Source organism: Streptomyces sp. 8N706, assembly GCF_052245415.1.
Taxonomy (GTDB): Bacteria; Actinomycetota; Actinomycetes; order Streptomycetales; family Streptomycetaceae; genus Streptomyces.
The window spans coordinates 1-836 of record NZ_JBQQBW010000254.1 but is presented as its reverse complement, the minus strand read 5'-3'; the positions used below and the strand labels follow the sequence as shown (position 1 = coordinate 836).

1 protein-coding gene is annotated in these 836 nt (G+C 67.3%); it reads right to left on the bottom strand.

Annotation, left to right across the window (positions count from 1 at the left end; genetic code table 11):
* Positions 1-836, bottom strand: an 836-nt coding sequence (locus ACTWQE_RS34130; RefSeq protein WP_443332967.1) for a glycosyltransferase family 2 protein, incomplete at both ends; no start/stop codon positions are given.

Here is an 836-nt window from a genome sequence, read left to right as displayed (position 1 = left end):
GGCAGGGTGAAGGGGGCCTTCCAGAACTGTTTGAGGATGGTCTCGTAGGTGCCGCGGGACCAGCGGAGCTGTTGGGTGAAGAAGTCGGTCCAGGCGGTGGGGCCTTCGCCGACGGCCAGGACGTCGGGGGTGTAGACCGAGCGCCATTTCCTGCCGGTGGCGGGGTTGCGGTGGCGGTGGAGTTCGAAGCCGGTGGCCATGTCCTCGGTGATGGAGTCGTACAGGCCGCCGATGCCCTTGATGGCTTTGATGCGGACGGCGTTGCTGGTGCCGACGAACATGGGGCCGCCGTAGGCGTTGCCCGCACGCTGGATGAGGGCGTGGAAGAGGAACTGCTGGCTTTCGGCGGCCTTGGTGACGGCGGTGTCGTAGTTGCCGTAGACCTGGGGGCCGATGACGAAGGCGATGTCGGGGTCGCGGAAGAAGCCGAGCATCCGCTCCAGGTAGTTGGGGAGCGGCACGTGGTCGGTGTCGACGGAGGCGAAGTAGTCGTAGTCGTCGCCGTGGGCGTCGAGCCAGGCGTTGTAGTTGCCGTGTTTGGTCTTCGCGCGGTGGGGGCCCTTGGGCTGGTTCCACTTGGCCACGCCCTTGCGGGTGAAGTGGTGGACGCCCAGGCGGCGGCAGACGTCCTTGACCTCGGGGTCGTCGCCTTCGTCGAGGAGCCAGACGTGCAGCAGGCCGCGGTGGCGGATGCGCACGGCGGCTTCCAGGGTCTTCGTCACCATCTCGATGGGCTCTTTGCCGGGCACGAAGGAGGTGAGGAAGGCGACCTTGGTGCCGTTCTCGGGCACCACCGGGACCGGATCGCGCGCCACCAGCGTCGCATGCGCGTTGGA